This window comes from Roseinatronobacter sp., assembly GCF_051859525.1.
GTDB lineage: Bacteria > Pseudomonadota > Alphaproteobacteria > Rhodobacterales > Rhodobacteraceae > Roseinatronobacter.
Window position 1 is genome coordinate 26,821 of record NZ_JBHYFM010000025.1, and the last position, 16,779, is coordinate 43,599.

Below are 16,779 nucleotides of genomic sequence, written 5' to 3' on the forward strand. Positions count from 1 at the left end.
GAATGACAACACCTGACCCGACATTGCGCGGCGCGGACATGGCCGGTGACCCGCCCGAACTGGACAAGGCGCTGCGCCCGCAGGGGCTTGACGAATTCATCGGCCAGCAAGAAGCGCGGTCCAACCTGCGCGTGTTCATCCAGTCCGCGCGTATGCGCGCGGAAGCCATGGACCATACGCTGTTTTACGGCCCGCCGGGCTTGGGCAAGACGACGCTTGCGCAGATCATGGCGCGTGAATTGGGGGTGGGGTTTCGCATGACGTCGGGGCCGGTTCTGGCCAAGGCGGGCGATCTGGCGGCCATTCTGACCAATCTTGAAGCGCGCGATGTCCTGTTCATTGACGAAATTCACCGCCTGAACCCTGCGGTGGAAGAAGTGCTTTACCCCGCGATGGAGGATTTCCAGCTTGATCTGGTCATCGGCGAAGGGCCTGCGGCACGCACGGTGCGCATTGAATTGCAGCCCTTCACGCTGGTGGGGGCAACCACGCGGCTGGGGCTGTTGACCACGCCCCTGCGCGACCGGTTCGGCATTCCCACGCGCTTACAGTTCTATACCGAGGCAGAGCTGTGCCAGATCGTGGCGCGCGGCGCGCGTTTGCTGGGCATTCCAGCGCAGGAAGATGGCGTGCGCGAAATTGCCCGCCGCGCGCGGGGCACTCCGCGCATTGCAGGGCGGTTGCTGCGCCGCGTGGTCGATTTCGCGCTGGTCGAAGGGGATGGCAAGCTGACACAGGCGCTGGCCGACAATGCGCTGACACGGCTGGGGGTGGACCATCTGGGCCTTGACGGGGCCGACCGGCGCTATCTGGTGCTGCTGGCCGAAAATTATGGCGGGGGGCCAGTGGGGGTGGAAACCATTGCTGCGGCACTCTCGGAATCGCGTGATGCGATTGAGGAAGTGATCGAGCCGTTCCTGCTGCAACAAGGTCTTATTGCGCGCACCCCGCGCGGGCGCATGCTGGCCGCAAAAGCATGGGCGCATCTGGGTCTGCCGGCGCCTGCACCCCCTGATCAAGGGCGGTTGTTCGAGGGGTAGCCTTGAACGTCCGCGTCAAACCGCCCCCGCCAGCGCGGCAAATCCCGCAACCAAGGCCATAATAACGCCGCCAATGGCCAGAATATTGCGTGTGCGCGCGCGGTCCTGCCGCGACCGTGCCCCTGCGGCGTAATCGAACCGTTCATAAATCACATTCGCCATGGGCATGCCCAGATCAAGCAGCGCATCCGACACGGCCACCACCATGGGACCGGGGCCGCAGATCAGGGCCTTGGTCTGCGCTGGGTCCAGCCCGTCCAGCATGTCGCGCAGCCGGTCCTGCGTCAGGCGACCGGCCAGAATATCGGGGGCTGCCGCGCCATCTTCGCAGGTCAGCCATAGTTGCAGATCCAGTGACGCTGTGGCGGCGCGCATTTCCTCCAGACAGGCGAAATTGGCATGTGACCCGACCGCATAGGCCAGCCGCACAGGCCGCGTGTCGCCGCGTGCAACCATATCGCGCAAAATGCCCAACACCGGCGCAATGCCCACACCGCCGCCAATCAGCAACACGGATTTGGGGTCATGCGCCTGCAGGCTGAATTCGCCATAAGGTCCGTCAATCCCGATGCTTGCGCCTTCGGGCAATGCGCCGATCTGGTTGGTGAAATCGCCCGCTTCCTTGATCAGCAGGCTTAATCCGGGGCGGGCAGGGCTGTCGGCAATCGAAAACGGGTGGTCAAACAACGGGAAACGGCGCGTCCTTTCGGTCATCCAGACGAATTGCCCCGCGTGATAGGGCAGGGCGGGCGTGTCGCCCACAGGCTGGATGTCCAGTTCCCACATGCGGTCCGCGCGTTTGGTCACGGCGGCCAGCCGCCACGGCTGGCGGTGCAGCCGCGCCCACCGCCAGCCATACAGAACGGCCATGACCGCCAGCACCGCCGCACCTACCCCCCACCACAGCAGCGCGACCGGCCCTTGTGCGCTGAACCGTCCGACCGTCACGGCATGGTGCAGTCCGCCAAACACGGCCACCAGCCCCAACACAACATGAACCCCGCGCCACGCCTCGTATCGCCATGGCAGGCGGTCGCGCAGGATGGAGCTGGCAATCAGCACCACCAACGCGCCCAAGGCCACCACGCCGGTCAGATAGGCCGGATCACTCAGGTAGAAACGCAGCCGCAGCCAGCCCAGTTCGGGGTTCTGCGCCCATGTCGGCCAGACATAGGCCAGCGGGTGCAGCACCACGGCCAGCGCCAGCCATGACGCGGCCAACTTGTGAAACCCCATTATCTTGTCAATGCCCAGCTTGCCCGACACCCCCTCGAACCGGCCGGATGTGACGAATTGCACGCTCATGCCCAGCAGCGCGATCATGCCCATGGCCGCGGCGGCATATTCCCAAATGGCCGCAGGTGCGACCCGTTGGGTCAGCGCCAGCGCCAGCGGCGCCGCGGCGAGTAGACTATAGGCCAGCGCAAGGCCGGGGCCTGACGGGCGAAGGGCGGAAAGGGTGTTTGCGTGCGACATGACTTGAAATCTGATCCTGTTTCGGGCCAACCTGACGCGTGAAAGATCACATTTGCCATGATGCAGATCAAGCCTGAGGGGCAGCGGGAATGTTACCCTTGGGCCGGAGAACGCAAAAAAAGGGGGGGGGCAGATGCGCCTTGTTTCGGTTTTGATGCTGATGATCGCGGTGTGTGCGCCCGCGCAATCGCGTGCCAGTGATCTGGTCGGGCTGGAGCGGCTGATTGCAGCATGGCTGAATTCCCCGCATGGCGACTACCATTCGCCGTCCTTCACCTATTGGAACGAACAGGGGCAGGTGCCTGAAAACTGTGCCATGTGCCATTCCGAAACGGGATTTCTTGACTTTCTGGGCGCGGATGGCAGCGCGGCAGGGGCGGTGCACAGCCCCGGTGTCATCAATTCGCCCATTGGCTGCGTGGCCTGCCACACGGCAGAGGCGCATGCGCTGGATGCGGTGACGTTCCCGTCGGGCGTGGAGGTTCAGGATCTGGGCGCATCGGCCACCTGCATGGTCTGCCATCAGGGCCGCCAGTCGGGTGACCAGATTGATGCGCGTGTGGACGGGCTGGACCTTGACACTGTGTCAGCGGATCTGGCGTTCGTGAATATCCATTATGCCGCGTCCGCCGCCACCATGCTGGGCGCGCAGGCGGGGCCGGGCTATCAATATGCGGGCCGCAACTATGCGGGGCGGTTCATGCATGTGCCCGGTGCCGATACTTGTGTGGCGTGCCATGAGCCGCACAGCACGGCGGTCGAAACCGATGGGTGCCTGACCTGTCATCAGGGTGTGACGGATATACGCGACATTCGCACCCAGCACCGCGATTTTGCCGGAACGGGCGACAGGTCTGGTGGTATTCACAGCGAAATCATGGCGTTACAGGGTGAACTTCTTGCTGCTATCCGCGAATATGCAGCGCAGGTTGCGGGCACGCCCATCGCCTATGTGTCGCGCCATCCGTATTTCTTTGTTGATCCCGATGGCGCGGGGGCGTTGCCCTTTGATCAGGCGACGCGCGACAACCGTTACCAGTCCTGGACGCCGCGTTTGCTGAAGGCGGCCTATAATTATCAGGTGGCCGCAAAAGACCCCGGCGGATATGTGCATAACCCGCGCTATATGCTGCAAATTCTGTATGACAGCCTGCAAGACCTGTCGCAGCAGGTAGAGGTTGACATGTCGCGCATGTCACGGCCTTAAGCGGTTAGTCCAGTGCCGCAAGGATGGCGCGCGCCTGTGCGCTGTCTCGGTCCATCTGGGCAATCAAGGCGTCAAGGCTGTCGAACTTCACCTCGTCGCGCAAATGCTCGATCAGGGCGACGGACAGATGCGCGTCATACAGATCGCCTGTGAAATCGAACAGGAAACTTTCCAGATTGGGGCGGTTTTCACCGAACATCGGGCGCACCCCCATGGATGCAACGCCCCCGTAGCGCCCCTTATGGGGACCGGTCAGCACATCGACCTGAACCGCATAAACCCCGAATCGTGGCGGGTGCAGGCCGGTGATGGACATATTGGCCGTCGGGTAGCCCAGCCCGCGGCCGCGCTTCTCGCCATGCAGGACGACGCCGTCAATACGGTGCCAATGGCCCAGCATGCGGGCCGCGTCACGCGCCCGACCATCGCTAAGTGCCGCGCGGATGGCGGTTGATGAATAAACAGCGTCACTGTCGCGCAGCAGCGGCGCGATGGTCACATCAAAGCCCAACGCGCGCCCGTAGCGCGCCAGATCGTCAGCGGTGCCAGTGCGGCCCTTGCCGAAACAGAAATCCGCGCCAATCACGACATGCGACACGCCCAGCCCCTGATGCAGCACCACTTGCGCAAAATCCTGTGGCGAAAACCCTGACAATTCCGCCCCGAAGGGCAGTTCATACAGGCAAGACACCCCCATGCGGGCCAGCCGGTTGGCGCGCGCTTCGGCATTCATAAGCCGGAAGGGGGGGGCTGCGGGGGCGAAATATTCGCGGGGATGGGGTTCAAAAGTGACAATGCCTAGTGGCGCATCATCGCGCCGCGCAAGGTCAATAACCGTCTGGTGGCCCAGATGCACCCCGTCGAAATTGCCCATTGCGACCGATGCGCCCTTGCAGGCTGTGTCCAGCGATGTCCAGTGATTTACTATACGCATCTGTCCCCTGCGGGACGCGATGGCGCGCATGCATCCCGACTTAGTCGAATTTCCGGCTGGGTGCCAGCACAGTGGCTTCACCCTTAAGAACAGTCGTATTGCCTACACTGCACCGACAATCAAGAGTGACGCGGCGCTTGGCGTAATCAATGGTCAGAACCGTGACTTCGGCCAGCACCACATCACCGGGGCGGACAGGGGCCATGAATTTCAGGCTTTGGCCCATATAGATCGTGCCATGTCCGGGCAGTTGTTCGCCGATCACAGCGGAAATCAGACCAGCGGTCAGCATGCCATGGGCAATACGCCCTTCAAATATGGTGTCCTGCGCGTAGGACTCGTCCAGATGCACGGGGTTGCGGTCGGTGGACACTTCGGCAAACAATTCGATATCGCGGTCGGTGACTTCCTTGCGCAGATGGCGCGTCATGCCGATTTCCAGATCTTCGATACAGATCGTGCCGCGTGGGAAATTGTCATTCATGCTATGGTCCAACATCGCTGCATATCCTTCGTCGTGCCGAATCTGACGTTTTGTTGCAGTGCAGCATTAGCCCATATCGCGTTTATGCGCAACATGCTTTGGAATTTTAAGTCTAATTAATGCCGTTTGTGGTAATTTTATTGCGACCCCATTTTGGGCGTTCCCCTGAAAACAGAACAGGCCGGGCATGGCAGCCCGGCCTGTTGTCTGGCGGTAAAGGGGTGTCAGCCCAGATAGGGGATTGCGAAACTCGGGTGCAGCCCCTTGTCGTCCAGCCACGCTTGCAGGCGCTTGGGGTCGGGCGCGGCAGGGTCGGGGCCGAATTCGGCGGCGGCCAGACCGCTGGTCACGAAGATCGTGTCGATCCCTTCGGAAATACCGCCCTGAATATCGGTATGAATGCCATCCCCGATGGCAATCACGCGGTCAGGGGTGAATTTCAGCCCCAGCCGCGCCGCATATCTGCGCGCAAGGTCATAGGCGGGGGGGTGCGGTTTGCCGAAATACAGCACCTCGCCGCCCATTTCCGCATAAAGCTGCGCGATGGAGCCTGCACAATAGATCCGCTTGTCGCCGTAATCGACCACCAGATCGGGATTGGCGCAGAGCATTTTCAGCCCGCGCACCTTGGCTGACAGCAACCGCCCGCGATAATCTTCGGGGGTGTCGGTCATATCCTCGAACGGGCCGGTGCAGACGATCCCTTCGGCATCGTCAAAACCCACGCGCGTGATGGGGGCGTGGTCGGACGCCCAATCGGGCAGGTCCAGAAACAGGTCGTCATCCTTGGGCGGGCCAAGATGCCAGACCTTGCGCCCCACAGCGCCTGTCAGCATGGCTTCCTGCGTGGCGTCGCCTGATGTGACGATCCCGTCATAGGCGTCGCGCGACAGGCCCATTTCATCCAGTCGCGCCTGCACTGATGCGGCAGTGCGCGGCGCATTGGTCAGCAGCAGCACCCGCCCGCCATTGGCGCGAAAGGCGCATAATGCGGCTTGTGCGCTGCCATGAATGGAGCGCCCGTTATGGACGCAGCCCCACAGATCCACCAGCGCCAGTTCATATTGCGCCGCGATCTGGTCAAACCCTGTCAGCAGGCGGGTCACAGCGCCAGCACCGGAATGATCTGTTTCTTGCGGCTCATGACGCCGGGCAGAACCACGCTGTCGCCTGTGGCGTCCACCCCGAAGGATTTTTGCGCAACCCTGCGCGTCAGCTCATTGGGCAGCAGAAGCGTGGCTTCTTCATTCAGAATGTCCACGATGAACAGCAGCACCTGATCCGCGCCATCCTCGCGCGCGACGGTTTCCATGCTGGCCATCAGGCTGTCCTTGCGCGCCAGAACCTGCGCGGGGGCCGTGGTTTCCAGAACCGAGACGCGGAATTTCTTGCCATCCACGTCGAAATTCTTCGAATCCATGCGCAGCAATTCGGCATCGCTGAAGCCCGACACATCGGATTTCGCGGCAAACATGGCGCTGGCCAACTCGGCCATGTCAACGCCCAGATCATCAGCCAGCGCATGGGCAATGGCACGGTCCGTCTGGGTGGTGGTGGGGGACCGGAATTCCAGCGTGTCCGACAGGATGCATGACAGCATCAGCCCCTTGATGGCGCGCGGCGCCTGCGCCATGTGCTTGCCGATCAATTCATACATGATGGTGGCCGTGCAGGCCAGCGGGCGCATGGTAATGTCGATTGGGCCTTTGGTTTCCAGCCCGCCGACAAGTTTGTGATGGTCGATGATGGCGCGGATATCGGCGTCATTGATGGTGGCGGGCAGTTCGGCGGGGTTGTTGGTGTCGACGATCACCACGGGGGTGCCTGCGGGCAGGTCTGTCATAATCTCGGGCTGGTCAACGCCCCAATGGTCCAGCACGAATTTCGCTTCGGAATTGGGTTGCCCCAGCAGCACCGCCTGCGCGGGTGTGTCCTGCACCTGCGACAGATACCACGCCCAGATCAGGGGCGAGCCGGTCGAATCAGTATCGGGGGAAAAATGGCCAAAGACTTTGATCATGTTGAAAGGTCCGCATGTTGGGCTGTGAAGGTTTCGCGCGGCTTATAACGCCGCAGCGCCGCATTGTCACGTGGGGGGTGACAAAAGGGACATGCTGCCCCCGCGTGGTGGCGCTGGTCTTAACCCACTGTTTAAGGTTATATGGCATCCATATTTAGAAAGCCCGGTTCAGGATATTATGGACAGCGTTATTGATATTTGGGTTGTGGTCGTGATCGCAGCGCTTGTCGTGATTACATCGCTGGCGCTGACCAGTTTCGCAGGTGCGCGCAACTATGCGCGTCGCGACAGCGTGGCGTTCGTGTGGCATGGCGGGGTCGGTGTTGCGTTCCTTATCGGTGCCACCGGAATGGTGCTTTGGACAGTGCTGCCGTTGTGGCTAGGTGCGTCAATGGTAACTATGGGCATGCTGTTCGCTCTGATCTGCGGAAACATGGCGATTTCTTTTGGTATCGGGGACAACCCTGATCCGTGGCCATATCTGGCCATTGGCATCTTTGCGGGGGTATTTCAGGCGGGCCTCGCCTATTTTGTAAATGATATCAGCGCGCTCGTGGTCAGCAGTTCAATAATTAACGGTGTGCTGGGGTGCGCGTTTGCCAGGCGGATCTGGCGACGCGCGTTGCTGCATGGAAGGCAACTTGCCATGTTGGCCGCCTTACCTTTCGCGTCCATTGGACTGGCCTATCTGGTACGTCTGGTGCTGGTGCTGCTGGACTATGACGGGTATGTGCGGGCAATTGCCACGCTGGTGATCTTGTTTCTTATGGCATTTTCCGCCCTGCAATGGAGTTTTGCGCTGATCGCCTTTCGTGCGGCGCGCCTGAACCGGCATTTGCAAAATGCCCGCGACAGGGCCGAGCAGGCAAGCGCGCTGAAATCGCGGTTTCTTGCGAATATGAGCCATGAACTCCGCACGCCCCTGAATGGTATTCTGGGCATGGCGCAGGGGCTGGAGGGCATGGTTGCGGATGCCGAGCAGTCCCGGATGCTGGCGGAAATACGCGACAGTGGTGACGGGTTGCTGATGCGGCTGACAGATATTCTGGACATTTCCGAACTGGAATCAGGGGGGCTTGACCTTGTTTGCGCGGAGTTTGATCTGCACCGCGCCATTGCGCAAACCGTGGCCCCCTTCGCCGTGCAAGCCGCAGCCAAGGGCGTCGCGCTTGAAACTGTGCTTGATCCTTCCCTGGCGGCGTTGCGCCAGGGGGACGGGCCGCGTGTTTGCCGGATCTTGGGCAATGTGCTGCGCAATAGTGTGAATTTCACCACAGCAGGGCGTATTTCCCTTGCGGCGCGCGGCTGTGATCGCGCCGTGCAGATTGTCATATCAGACACCGGATGCGGCATGACCGAAGGGCAGTTGACCGCCATTTTCGACCCGTTCGGGCAGGCGGATGACACCATCACGCGCCGTGTTGACGGCATGGGCCTTGGCATGCCTGTCGTGCGTGCGCTTGTGCAGGCCATGGGCGGGGCGGTTACGGTCACATCGCGCGCGGGGCAGGGGACATGCGTGACGCTGGACCTGCCGCTGGCCGCTGTGCCGCAATCCATACCTATTGCGGACCCTGCGCCGGTTTATGTGGCGCAGCCGGACGTGGGGGCGCAAGGGCGCATCGCGCTGGTGGCCGAGGACAACAAGGTGAACCAGCTTGTTCTGACAGCGCTGCTGAAGGAAAGCGGGTTACAATTGGTGATGGTGGAAAACGGGCTGCAAGCGCTGGAAATGTCGCGGCAGCGCAGGTTCGATTTGTTCCTGTTTGACGTGATGATGCCGGAAATGGACGGTGTGACCGCGCTGCGCCGCATTCAGGCGGAGTATGGCGCGCGCGCACAGCCCGTGCCGCCCGCCATTGTTGTCACGGCCAATGTCGGATCGGCGCAGGTGGCGGCGTATCGTGACGCGGGCTTTTGTGACGTGATTGCAAAACCCCTGCGCAAGGCGCGCCTGCTGGAATGCCTGATCGCGCAGAATGTGCTGCCTTATGGCGGCGCATCCGTTCACGAACCCGCTGTCGGGCCGTGAAATCCGCATGCTGCGGTGCGGCAGAAAATCGGTTGTGCGGAAGTCATTTTTTCCGTGTCGGGGGTGTTGACAGCGCCAGATCCTGTGCCTACCTATGCGTCCGTTAGCACTCGTGATGCATGAGTGCCAACAGATTTCAACCTGGAACCAAAGGAGCGTTCTCAGATGGCATTCAAACCGCTGCATGACCGTGTTCTCGTCCGTCGCGTCGAAAGTGACGAAAAAACCAAGGGCGGTCTGATCATTCCCGATAGCGCCAAGGAAAAGCCCGCTGAAGGCGAAATCATCGCAACCGGCGAAGGTGCGCGCAAGGATTCGGGCGAATTGATCGAGATGGCTGTAAAAGCCGGCGATCGCGTTCTGTTCGGGAAATGGTCCGGCACCGAAGTCACCGTTGATGGTGAAGAGCTGCTGATCATGAAAGAAAGCGATATTCTGGGCATTCTGGCCTGATCGCTTCCGTTTTTCCAAGACATTAACGACAACCAGGAGGCACCCAATGGCTGCTAAGGACGTCAAATTCAACACCAACGCCCGTGACCGTATGCTGCGCGGCGTTAACATTCTGGCCGATGCGGTAAAGGTTACCCTTGGCCCCAAAGGCCGCAATGTCGTCATCGACAAATCCTTCGGCGCACCGCGCATCACCAAAGACGGTGTATCGGTTGCCAAGGAAATCGAACTGGAAGACAAGTTCGAAAACATGGGCGCGCAGATGGTCAAGGAAGTGGCTTCGCGCACCAATGACGAAGCAGGCGACGGCACCACAACCGCAACTGTTCTGGCACAGGCCATCGTGCGCGAAGGTCTGAAATCGGTTGCTGCGGGCATGAACCCGATGGACCTGAAGCGCGGTATCGATCTGGCAACCACCAAAGTTGTGGAAGCGATCAAGGCAGCGGCACGCCCTGTCAATGACAGTGCAGAAGTTGCGCAGGTCGGCACCATTTCCGCCAATGGCGAGGCTGAAATCGGCCGCCAGATCGCGGATGCGATGCAGAAAGTCGGCAATGAAGGCGTGATCACCGTCGAGGAAAACAAGGGTCTGGAAACAGAAACCGATGTTGTCGAAGGCATGCAGTTCGACCGCGGCTATCTGTCCCCATACTTCGTGACCAACCCCGACAAGATGATCGCGGAACTGGATGATGCGCTTATCCTGATCCACGAAAAGAAACTGTCGTCGCTGCAGCCCATGGTTCCGCTGCTGGAGCAGGTGATCCAGTCGCAAAAACCGCTGCTGATCATCGCGGAAGATGTCGAAGGCGAAGCGCTGGCAACTCTGGTTGTCAACAAACTGCGCGGCGGTCTGAAAATCGCGGCCGTCAAGGCACCGGGCTTCGGCGACCGCCGCAAGGCCATGCTGCAGGATATCGCCATTCTGACCGGTGGTCAGGTCATCAGCGAAGATCTGGGCATGAAGCTGGAAAGCGTGACGATGGACATGCTTGGCACCGCCAAGACCATCAAGATCACCAAGGACGAGACCACCATCGTTGATGGCGCTGGCGAGAAAGCTGAAATCGAAGCACGCGTGGCCCAGATCCGTCAGCAGATCGAAGAAACCACCAGCGATTACGACAAGGAAAAACTGCAGGAACGTCTGGCCAAACTGGCTGGCGGTGTTGCGGTCATCCGCGTGGGTGGCATGTCCGAAATCGAGGTCAAGGAACGCAAGGACCGCGTTGATGATGCCCTGAACGCGACCCGTGCGGCCGTGCAGGAAGGTATCGTTGTGGGTGGCGGTGTTGCCCTGATCCAGGCAGGCAAGACACTTGAAGGCCTGAGCGGCGATAACAGCGACCAGACCGTCGGTATTTCCATCGTGCGCAAGGCACTGGAAGCACCGCTGCGCCAGATCGCGGAAAATGCCGGTGTGGACGGGTCTGTCGTTGCGGGCAAAATCCGCGAGAGCAGTGACAAGGCGTTCGGCTTCAACGCGCAAACCGAAGAATATGGCGACATGTTCAAGTTTGGCGTGATCGACCCTGCGAAAGTTGTGCGCACAGCACTTCAGGATGCAGCATCGGTTGCCGGTCTGCTGATCACCACCGAAGCCATGATCGCCGACAAGCCAGAGCCGAAAGGCCAGGGCGCAGGCGGCGGCATGCCCGACATGGGTGGCATGGGCGGCATGGGCGGCATGATGTAAGACGCCCTGCCTGTTCTTGGCAGAAGTATGAAGGGCCGCGCTTGTAGCGGCCCTTTTTCATATGTGGCTGCGCCCCGTGTCTTGCAGGCTTGACTGGCAGGCAGGGGGGCGGGGGGACTGAACAGGGGCCTGCGCGTCAGCGTGCGACAGCGAATAGCCTGTCGATATCCAGATGCCCCTCCAGATGGTCGGCAAGCGCGTCAAGCGTCGCATCGACAAGTGCGCCATGATTCAGGTTGGAGGGGGGCGCCCCGAGAGCCGCCAGATACTGCGACCGGAACCTGTCGGAAGAAAACAGCCCGTGCAGATATGTGCCCATGATACGGCCTGACGGATCGATCGCCCCGTCATCATATGCCCCCAGATGCGCGAAGGGGCGGGCGCAATCAGGGCCTGTGGTGCGCCCGATGTGTATTTCATAGCCGTCCACATCAAGCCCGCTGGCGGCATGACGGGCCCGCACCCGTTCCAGCCGTTTGTCAGGGGACATGATCGTGGTGACATTCAATACCCCAAGCCCTTCGGTATCGCCTGCCGGTCCTTCGACACCTTCGGGGTCGCAAACCTGCCGTCCCAACATTTGATACCCCCCGCAGATACCAAGAACATGCCCGCCGCGCCGGATATGGGCCGCCAGATCGATATCCCACCCTTGCGCGCGCAGGAATGTCAGATCGGCGCGTGTGGATTTCGAGCCGGGCAGGATAACCAGTGCCACATCGCCCGGAATTGCCTGACCGGGCCTGACCATGACCAGATCAACCGCCGGTTCGGCCTGTAGCGGGTCCAGATCATCAAAATTCGCAATCCGCGAAAACACCAGACAGGCGATGCGGATGTTCCCCTGACCCTGCCTTGTGCCCAGATCCAGCGCATCCTCGGCGGGAAGATGTGTTGCCTGGGAAAACCACGGCAAGACCCCGAATCCCGGCCAGTTGCAGCGTGCCTCGATCTGGCGGTAGCCGTCATCGAACAGGCTTGGATCGCCGCGGAACTTGTTGATGATGAACCCCGCGACCATGGCCGCATCCTGCGGGTCAAGGACGGCCTGCGTGCCAATGATCTGGGCAATCACGCCGCCGCGGTCGATATCGCCCACAAGCACGACCGGCACACCGGCGGCGCGCGCAAAGCCCATATTGGCAATGTCGCCCGCGCGCAGATTGATCTCCGCCGGACTGCCCGCCCCTTCGACAATCACCAGATCATGGGCCGCCCGCAGACGCTGGAAGCTGTCAAGCACGGCGCCCATCAGTTCGGGTTTCATCGCGGCGTAATCGCGGGCTTTTACAGTCGCAAGGCGTTTGCCCTGAACCACAACCTGCGCGCCTGTTTCATGTTCCGGTTTCAGCAATACGGGGTTCATATCGGTCACAGGGTCCAGCCCGCAGGCCAATGCCTGCAGCGCCTGCGCGCGGCCAATCTCGCCGCCGTCGCAAGTGACCGCGGCGTTATTGGACATATTCTGGGGCTTGAACGGGGCCACGCGCATGCCACGCCTGCGGGCAACGCGGCACAGGCCGGCAACAAGCACGGATTTGCCAACATTCGATCCGCACCCTTGTACCATGATGGCTTTACTCATCCGTTGTCCTTTGTGCCTGATTATGTGGTCTTGGGGGCGCTGCCCCCGGCCCTTCGGGCCACCCCCGGGATATTTTTACCAGAATGAAGGTTCCCTTGCTGGATTTACAGCTGTTTCACGCAGCAATCAGCTGAAATATGCAGGCGCGGTGCGGTGCAGGTGGATGTCACTGTCGCGGGCGCGTCACGACTGGTCTGCCATGGCTTAGGTCACTTCCGGTGTCATCAGGATCTGGAGCTTGATATCAGCAGGTCGCCCTTCGGCCGCGCGCTTGAACGCCTCTATGGACTGGTCGAACCCGTAGCTTCGGGTGATCAACGGTTTAAGGTTGACCCGTCCCGAGGCGATCAGTGCAAGCGCGCGATCAAATACATTGGCATAGCGAAAGACGGTCTCGATCCGCACTTCGCGTGCGATTGCTGCATTCACATCCAGTTCTACGGCCTTAGGGGGCAGGCCCACCAGAACCACTGCGCCGCCTGGGCGAACCGTTTTGAAGATGGTTTCAAATACCTGCGGTGCCCCGCTGGCCTCGAAGGCAACATCCGCGCCCCAATTGCCGGTTTCACGGTTTACCGCGCTGACAAGATCATCAGTTTTCGGGTTTACCGGAATTATCCCGTCATACTGCGCCGCGATCTTCAGTTTTGCATCGCTGATATCCGAGATGATCACACGGCTGCACCCGCCTGCCAACGCGGCCAGCGCAACCATAATTCCGATTGTCCCCGCGCCGATCACCACAGCGACATCGCCGGGTGTGATGCGCGCGCGTGCCGCCGCATGCATGCCCACAGCGAAGGGTTCCACCATCGCCCCTTCGGCAAAGCTGACAGAACGGGGGAGTTTATAGGTAAAGGCGGCCGGATGGATGACATGGCTGGTCAATATCCCGTGCACCGGTGGTGTTGCCCAGAAGCTGACTGCGGGGTCCACGTTGTAAATGCCCAGCTTCGAGGCGCGTGACGACAGATCGGGAATGCCAGGTTCCATGCAGACGCGGTCACCGACAGCCAGCCCCTGCACATTTTGTCCGACCGCTTCAATGATGCCGGAGCCTTCATGCCCGAGCACCATTGGCGCGCGGACAACATAATCGCCAATCGCGCCATGTGTGTAGTAATGCACGTCGCTGCCGCAAATGCCCACAGTGTGAACCTTGATCCGCACATCATCGGGGCCGGGATCTTGTGGCAGATCGATATCCCGCAAGCGCAATTCGCCCTTCCTCTCCAGCACGAGTGCACGCATTAAGCCCTCCCTTATTTATTCTTCCTACGGCGCCGTTTCAGCCGGATGATGCGAATTGCGCCAGATCGACTTCATCAACATCGTATATATTGGTCCGCCCGATCCGCAACGCATTGGCCTTCCCCTAGAGCTGGCTATCATCTTCGTTCGTATCATCGATCTGGAAAAAGACGCACGGAATTTCCTGAAACCGGCAGGTTGCGCGGAACTGTAGTTGCCCCGCTTGAACCTTCTGTGGTCACGCGTGTTTTGTGCAAATCCTGTAAGCATTCTTGTGCAACGCGCTCAAGTCAGCATATCGCTTCCAGTAATGCAAGGCCACTGTATGGTTGCGCCAGAATAAGGACCGAGGACGGCGGGACTAACCTGCCTGATCTGCGCCTGCACCCGGGGCAGGATCGATATGCCGGTGATCCGGCCCCGTATCGTGCATAGGTCGTCCCCCGAAAGCCTGCTGGTTGGAACGAAGTGCGTCGTGAGGCCATAAGGGAGGGATAGTGGTTTTCGCGATTGGTAAATGGCGGATGGGAGAGGTCTGAAATCGGACGTTCTCTACCCTCTTAGCGATTGTTTTGAATCATCCCACTGATAGTTGAACCACCAAGTGGGTGGTTCACGGAGCGCTCGAAAACTCTGCTCGGCGAGAGTCGTGACAACCAGGTGCGCACCGCGCGAAAGGCCGGGGAAAGGCCTCAAAACTCACCCGTTCGCTGCGTTCAGTCGTCCGAGGTTCCGCCGGGAAGCCGTTCGGAGAGCTCACGAAGCACCTCCAGCGCCTCTACAACCGCTCGTTCAGCGGCAAAGATGCTCGATGCAAGCTTCAGGTTCTCGCGGCCGGCCATTGCAAGGAATGCGATCAGAACCTCGTCCGAGTGCCGCACCAAGGCAACAAGATGCTCACCGCTCGGACCATACTTGCCCGCAAACCAGTTCTTGATCGTCTTTTCATTGGCTCCCGTCCACCCCTCCACGGTTTTGACACCCGCCCGGCTTTCACCGAGCTCACGGCGAAGCGTCGCTGCGATTACCTGCGCGAAGGAATCAGACGCTTCCCCATCATACCCGGTTTGTTTCGGAAAGAACTTGCCCTTTTTCGGAAACGACATTCCGGCCTCCCTTGTTTTACATAACGGGAGGGATTCGGCCCTGGATTCAGGTGGTTCCGATGGTTTTGTGTGGCGCAAAAAGGAGAAATGTGTGTGAGCAGTCGAAAACTGACCCATGGACGGGACGGAAATGGGCAGTCGGAGACGGATGTGCCGGCGGTCGCCTATGTGCGTATGTCGACCGACCACCAAAAATATTCGACCGAAAATCAGCTGGACGTCATTCGCAAGTATGCCGAAGCCCGTGGCCTGACGATCCTCCGGACTTTCGAGGACTCCGGGCGATCCGGCCTACGGCTTGACGGCCGCGAGGCGCTGCAGAACCTGATGGCCCAAGTCCAGTCCGGCGGTGCCGACTTCAAAGCGATCCTCGTCTACGATGTCAGCCGTTGGGGCCGTTTTCAGGATGCTGACGAGGGCGCGTATCACGAGCATGTCTGCTCCCGCGCTGGGATCCGGGTGCACTATTGCGGCGAGCAGTTCGAGAATGACGGCAGCATCGGCTCGAACCTTCTAAAAACTGTCAAGCGGGTCATGGCAGGCGAGTACAGTCGCGAACTGTCGGTGAAGGTCTTCGCCGGGCAATGCCGCCTCGTGGAGCTTGGCTATCGCCAGGGAGGCGCCGCCGGATACGGACTGCGACGAGTGCTGATCGACGAGCACGGGAACTCCAAGGGCGAGCTGTCCCGCGGTGAGCAGAAAAGCCTGCAGACCGACCGAGTGATCCTGGTCCCTGGCCCTGAAGAGGAGCAGCGGGTCGTCCAGCGCATGTACGAGATGTTCGTCATCGATGGGCGGCCGGAACGCGAGATTGCGGAGGTTCTGAACGCCGAAGGACACCGGACCGATCTCGATCGCCCTTGGACACGGGCGACAGTTCATCAGATTCTTACCAACGAAAAGTACATTGGGAACAACGTCTTCAATAAGGTGTCGTTCAAACTGAAGCAGCGCCGCGTCGTGAACCCGCGGGACATGTGGATCCGGGCGGAAGGCGCATTCCCGGCTATCATCGAAAAGGCCCTTTTCCTGCGCGCCCGGGAAATCATCGATATCCGCAGCCGCCATTTTTCCGATGACGAATTGCTGGATGCCCTGCGCGCCATCCTCAAGCGGCAAGGCATGCTGTCGGGGCTAATCATCGACGAGCAAGACGATCTCCCGCCCTCCAGCGCCTATCGCAGCCGCTTCGGCAGCCTGCTGCGTCCTTTACTGGAATTTTTCGAACACGTTCTGAAGGAGCGTTTCGATGTGTGCTGCCGACTTGTTTGCACCAACCTTCAAAGAATTAGGGTGGCCGCAGCCATTTCTGAGGTCGAGGGCCTTCTTGAGTTCGGCCTTGGCATTCTTCCCGACAATCGACAAAGCCTCGATCCGATCAAGAAAGTCTGATTCCTTCATTTTGCCAAGGTCATCAGCCGACTTGGCTGACTTCCAGTTCTTGCCTAGGATACGGCTTGCCTCAGCATTGAACGCCGAGAGGTGGTGCCCC

General features: G+C 60.3%; 15 protein-coding genes. 7 read left to right on the forward strand and 8 right to left on the reverse strand.

Annotation, left to right across the window (positions count from 1 at the left end; all coding sequences use genetic code 11):
- Nucleotides 1-2: 2 nt before the first annotated feature.
- Nucleotides 3-1,040 (forward strand): Holliday junction branch migration DNA helicase RuvB, encoded by a 1,038-nt coding sequence (gene ruvB / locus ACTIE1_RS14260; protein WP_439560728.1) that lies wholly within the window; start codon nt 3-5, stop codon nt 1,038-1,040.
- A 15-nt stretch (nt 1,041-1,055) separates the two neighbouring features.
- Here the strand turns inward: ruvB and ACTIE1_RS14265 are convergent, their stop codons facing one another.
- Entirely contained in the window at nt 1,056-2,516 is a 1,461-nt protein-coding gene (locus ACTIE1_RS14265; protein WP_439560727.1) for a ferredoxin reductase family protein, read from the reverse strand.
- Between the two features lie 133 nt (nt 2,517-2,649).
- Here ACTIE1_RS14265 and ACTIE1_RS14270 point away from each other — a divergent pair, with 133 nt between their 5' ends.
- Nucleotides 2,650-3,723: a polyheme membrane-associated cytochrome C gene (locus ACTIE1_RS14270; protein WP_439560726.1), complete on the forward strand. Its 1,074-nt coding sequence runs from the start codon at nt 2,650-2,652 to the stop codon at nt 3,721-3,723.
- Between the two features lie 4 nt (nt 3,724-3,727).
- Here ACTIE1_RS14270 and ACTIE1_RS14275 read toward each other — a convergent pair whose 3' ends face one another.
- The 4 genes from ACTIE1_RS14275 to ACTIE1_RS14290 form a co-directional block, all read right to left on the reverse strand.
- On the reverse strand, nt 3,728-4,657 hold the full coding sequence (locus ACTIE1_RS14275; RefSeq protein WP_439560725.1) for a bifunctional riboflavin kinase/FAD synthetase: 930 nt from the start codon (nt 4,655-4,657) through the stop codon (nt 3,728-3,730).
- 40 nt (nt 4,658-4,697) lie between these two features.
- Nucleotides 4,698-5,141, reverse strand: a complete 444-nt coding sequence (locus ACTIE1_RS14280; RefSeq protein WP_439561180.1) for a MaoC family dehydratase — start codon at nt 5,139-5,141, stop codon at nt 4,698-4,700.
- Between the two features lie 224 nt (nt 5,142-5,365).
- On the reverse strand, nt 5,366-6,247 hold the full coding sequence (locus ACTIE1_RS14285; protein WP_439560724.1) for a TIGR01459 family HAD-type hydrolase: 882 nt from the start codon (nt 6,245-6,247) through the stop codon (nt 5,366-5,368).
- Nucleotides 6,244-7,161, reverse strand: coding sequence for a manganese-dependent inorganic pyrophosphatase (locus ACTIE1_RS14290; RefSeq protein WP_439560723.1), 918 nt, complete (start codon nt 7,159-7,161; stop codon nt 6,244-6,246). Before ACTIE1_RS14290 ends, ACTIE1_RS14285 begins: the two co-directional genes overlap by 4 nt.
- Nucleotides 7,162-7,339: 178 nt before the next feature.
- On the opposite strand from ACTIE1_RS14290, the gene ACTIE1_RS14295 reads away from it, so the two are divergent.
- The 3 genes from ACTIE1_RS14295 to groL all read left to right on the forward strand — a co-directional run bounded on the left by ACTIE1_RS14295 (nt 7,340) and on the right by groL (nt 11,345).
- Nucleotides 7,340-9,193, forward strand: coding sequence for an ATP-binding protein (locus ACTIE1_RS14295; protein WP_439563456.1), 1,854 nt, complete (start codon nt 7,340-7,342; stop codon nt 9,191-9,193).
- A 165-nt stretch (nt 9,194-9,358) separates the two neighbouring features.
- Nucleotides 9,359-9,646: a co-chaperone GroES gene (locus ACTIE1_RS14300; protein WP_439560721.1), complete on the forward strand. Its 288-nt coding sequence runs from the start codon at nt 9,359-9,361 to the stop codon at nt 9,644-9,646.
- 46 nt (nt 9,647-9,692) lie between these two features.
- A complete protein-coding gene (gene groL / locus ACTIE1_RS14305; RefSeq protein WP_439560720.1) occupies nt 9,693-11,345 on the forward strand; it encodes a chaperonin GroEL in 1,653 nt (550 codons plus the stop codon).
- A 136-nt stretch (nt 11,346-11,481) separates the two neighbouring features.
- Here the strand turns inward: groL and ACTIE1_RS14310 are convergent, their stop codons facing one another.
- On the reverse strand, nt 11,482-12,930 hold the full coding sequence (locus ACTIE1_RS14310; protein WP_439560719.1) for a cobyric acid synthase: 1,449 nt from the start codon (nt 12,928-12,930) through the stop codon (nt 11,482-11,484).
- Nucleotides 12,931-13,134: 204 nt separating this feature from the next.
- Nucleotides 13,135-14,181 (reverse strand): NAD(P)-dependent alcohol dehydrogenase, encoded by a 1,047-nt coding sequence (locus ACTIE1_RS14315; RefSeq protein ID WP_439560718.1) that lies wholly within the window; start codon nt 14,179-14,181, stop codon nt 13,135-13,137.
- 55 nt (nt 14,182-14,236) lie between these two features.
- On the opposite strand from ACTIE1_RS14315, the gene ACTIE1_RS14320 reads away from it, so the two are divergent.
- Complete coding sequence (locus ACTIE1_RS14320; RefSeq protein WP_439560717.1) at nt 14,237-14,395, forward strand: hypothetical protein; 159 nt, start codon at nt 14,237-14,239, stop codon at nt 14,393-14,395.
- 502 nt (nt 14,396-14,897) lie between these two features.
- On the opposite strand, the gene ACTIE1_RS14325 is transcribed toward ACTIE1_RS14320, so the two are convergent.
- Nucleotides 14,898-15,287, reverse strand: coding sequence for a hypothetical protein (locus tag ACTIE1_RS14325; protein ID WP_439560716.1), 390 nt, complete (start codon nt 15,285-15,287; stop codon nt 14,898-14,900).
- A gap of 150 nt (nt 15,288-15,437) precedes the next feature.
- Between ACTIE1_RS14325 and ACTIE1_RS14330 the strand changes: the two genes are divergently transcribed.
- Nucleotides 15,438-16,679: a recombinase family protein gene (locus ACTIE1_RS14330; RefSeq protein WP_439561179.1), complete on the forward strand. Its 1,242-nt coding sequence runs from the start codon at nt 15,438-15,440 to the stop codon at nt 16,677-16,679.
- Nucleotides 16,680-16,779: the final 100 nt, after the last annotated feature.

What these genes read in the sequence shown, in the direction of transcription:
- ruvB (WP_439560728.1), top strand. Translation starts at nt 3, where the DNA reads ATGACAACACCTGACCCGACATTGCGCGGCGCGGACATGGCCGGTGAC.
- ACTIE1_RS14280 (WP_439561180.1), bottom strand. Translation starts at nt 5,141, where the DNA reads ATGAATGACAATTTCCCACGCGGCACGATCTGTATCGAAGATCTGGAA.
- ACTIE1_RS14325 (WP_439560716.1), bottom strand. Translation starts at nt 15,287, where the DNA reads ATGTCGTTTCCGAAAAAGGGCAAGTTCTTTCCGAAACAAACCGGGTAT.
- ACTIE1_RS14295 (WP_439563456.1), top strand. Translation starts at nt 7,340, where the DNA reads ATGGACAGCGTTATTGATATTTGGGTTGTGGTCGTGATCGCAGCGCTT.
- ACTIE1_RS14290 (WP_439560723.1), bottom strand. Translation starts at nt 7,161, where the DNA reads ATGATCAAAGTCTTTGGCCATTTTTCCCCCGATACTGATTCGACCGGC.
- ACTIE1_RS14310 (WP_439560719.1), bottom strand. Translation starts at nt 12,930, where the DNA reads ATGAGTAAAGCCATCATGGTACAAGGGTGCGGATCGAATGTTGGCAAA.
- ACTIE1_RS14275 (WP_439560725.1), bottom strand. Translation starts at nt 4,657, where the DNA reads ATGCGTATAGTAAATCACTGGACATCGCTGGACACAGCCTGCAAGGGC.
- ACTIE1_RS14270 (WP_439560726.1), top strand. Translation starts at nt 2,650, where the DNA reads ATGCGCCTTGTTTCGGTTTTGATGCTGATGATCGCGGTGTGTGCGCCC.
- groL (WP_439560720.1), top strand. Translation starts at nt 9,693, where the DNA reads ATGGCTGCTAAGGACGTCAAATTCAACACCAACGCCCGTGACCGTATG.
- ACTIE1_RS14300 (WP_439560721.1), top strand. Translation starts at nt 9,359, where the DNA reads ATGGCATTCAAACCGCTGCATGACCGTGTTCTCGTCCGTCGCGTCGAA.
- ACTIE1_RS14265 (WP_439560727.1), bottom strand. Translation starts at nt 2,516, where the DNA reads ATGTCGCACGCAAACACCCTTTCCGCCCTTCGCCCGTCAGGCCCCGGC.
- ACTIE1_RS14315 (WP_439560718.1), bottom strand. Translation starts at nt 14,181, where the DNA reads ATGCGTGCACTCGTGCTGGAGAGGAAGGGCGAATTGCGCTTGCGGGAT.